Annotated in this window: 1 protein-coding gene; it reads right to left on the bottom strand. The window is 69.0% G+C overall.

Features of this window, described 5'->3' with window-relative positions; all coding sequences use genetic code 11:
- Positions 1 to 2374, bottom strand: a 2374-nt coding sequence (locus EIO58_RS16390) for an error-prone DNA polymerase (protein ID WP_127820378.1), incomplete at both ends; no start/stop codon positions are given.

Below are 2374 nucleotides of genomic sequence, written 5' to 3'. Positions count from 1 at the left end.
TGGGTCATCGGATGATCGTCGATCGAGACGCCGGTCGCCCACAGGTCGGCCGCGAGGATGTCGTAGCTGCTCGGATCGGTGAACAGCGGCGGCTGCACCGCGATGAGCGAGTGGGGCAGGAACTCGGGCCGGTCCTGCGCCGCCGCACCCGCGAGCCAGATCGCCTCGCGACGGCTGAGCCCCAGGCACTCGAACGCGCCCGCGGTCGCGAGCGCCTCGAGCTGCGCGGCGGTGACGCTCGTGCGACGCACCAGGTCGCGCAGGTCGCGGAACGGCCCCTCGGCCTCGCGTGCCGCGACGATGCGCTCCGCCACCTTCGCGCCGATCCCCTTGACCCCCGCCAGCCCCAGTCGTACCGCGAAGCGTCCGTCCCGGCGGTGGGCGGCGGTCTCGTCTGGCTCGTCGATGTCGAACTTCCCCACCGGAGGCTGGTGGCGCCTGGTGCAGGCATCCATCCCGGTCGGCCCTGCGACGAGATCAGGTGATTTCACGGAGGTAGGACGATTGGCGGCTGATTCGTCCTGTGCCGGTGAGATCACCTGATCTCGTAGCAGGACGGGCGAATCGTCGTCGACCGGTTCGAGCAGCGCCTCGACCCCCGACGCGTGCAGGTCGGGACGGCGCACGTCGACGCCGTGCCGTCGCGCGTCCGAGACGAGGGATGCGGGCGAGTAGAAGCCCATCGGCTGCGCCCGCAGCAGCCCCGCGAGGAACGCCGCCGGATAGTGCAGCTTGATCCACGAGCTCGCATACACCAGCAGCGCGAACGACAGCGAGTGCGACTCGGCGAACCCGAAGTTCGCGAATGCCTGGATCTTGGCGTAGATCGCGTCCGCGGCATCCCCCACCAGGCCGTTCTCGGCCATGCCCCTGTACAGCTTCTCTCTCAGGGAGTCGATCCGCTCGATCCCCCGCTTCGAGCCCATGGCTCGGCGCAGCAGGTCGGCGTCCTCGCCTGTCAGGCCTCCGATGACCATGCCCATCTGCATGAGCTGCTCCTGGAACACCGGGATGCCGAGCGTGCGCTCGAGCACGGGCTTCAGCTTGTCGTGGGGATAGGTCGTCGGATCGAGTCCCATCTTGCGCCGCACGAACGGATGCACCGCGCCGCCCTGGATCGGCCCGGGGCGGATGAGCGCGATCTCGATCGCGAGGTCGTAGAACTCGCGGGGCTGCAGGCGCGGCAGCAGCCCCATCTGCGCGCGAGATTCGACCTGGAACACGCCGATCGCATCCGCGCGGCACAGCATGTCGTAGACCGCCTTCTCCTCCTTCGGGATCGTCGACAGCTCCCAGTCCTCGCCCGTCGAGGCGCGGATCATGTCGAAGCAGTACTGCAGCGCGGCGAGCATCCCGAGACCCAGCAGGTCGAACTTCACCAGGCCCATCCACGCGGCGTCGTCCTTGTCCCACTGGATCACCGTGCGGTTCTCCATGCGCGCGTGCTCGATCGGCACGACCTCGCCCACCGGCCGGTCGGTGAGCACTATGCCGCCGGAGTGGATGCCGAGATGACGCGGCGCCTTCAGCAGCTCGCCCGCGAACTCGATCACCTGGTCGGGGATGTCGTGCCCCGCCCCCGTCTCGATGAGCGCTCCCCAGCCCTCCACCTGCTTCGACCACGCGTCCTGCTGGCCAGGAGAATGCCCGAGCGCCCGCGCCATGTCGCGGATCGCGTTCTTCGGCCGGTACTGGATGACATTCGCCACCTGCGCCGCGCGGTCGCGCCCGTACTTCTGGTAGACCCACTGGATGATCTCTTCGCGGCGATCCGAGTCGAAGTCGACGTCGATGTCGGGCTCTTCGTCGCGCAGCGACGACAGGAACCTCTCGAACGGCAGGTTGTAGAAGATCGCGTCGACCGCGGTGATGTCGAGCAGATAGCAGACGGCGCTGTTGGCGGCGGAGCCTCGACCTTGACACAGGATGCCTCGGCGCCGGGCCTCCTGCACGATGCCGTGGACGATCAGGAAGTAGCCAGGGAAGTCCTTCATCTCGATCACGGCGAGCTCGCGCTCGATGCGCTCGCGGTCCTCCGGCCGGAGATCGAGGTATTTGCGAGGAACCGCGTCCCACACGAGCGTGCGCAGCCACGACATCGGCGTGTGTCCCTCGGGCACCTTCTGCTTCGGAAGCGCGGGCTTCGCGCGCCGCAGCGGGAACGCGAGCTCGTCGGCGAGCGTCACGGTGCGGGCCACGGCATCCGGGAATCTCACGAACCGCTCGGCCATCTCGGCCCCCGAGCGCAGGTGGGCCCCCGCGTGCGCAGGAAGCCAGCCGTCGAGCTCGTCGAGGCCGCGGTTCGCGCGCACCGCGGCCACCGCGGCGGCCAGCAGCTGCCGCTGCGGCACGGCGTAGTGCACGTTGTTGGTCG

Origin of the sequence: Microbacterium sp. CPCC 204701, assembly GCF_004010105.1 — a bacterium.
Classification (GTDB): domain Bacteria; phylum Actinomycetota; class Actinomycetes; order Actinomycetales; family Microbacteriaceae; genus Microbacterium.
This window is presented reverse-complemented; position numbering and strand designations above follow the sequence as displayed.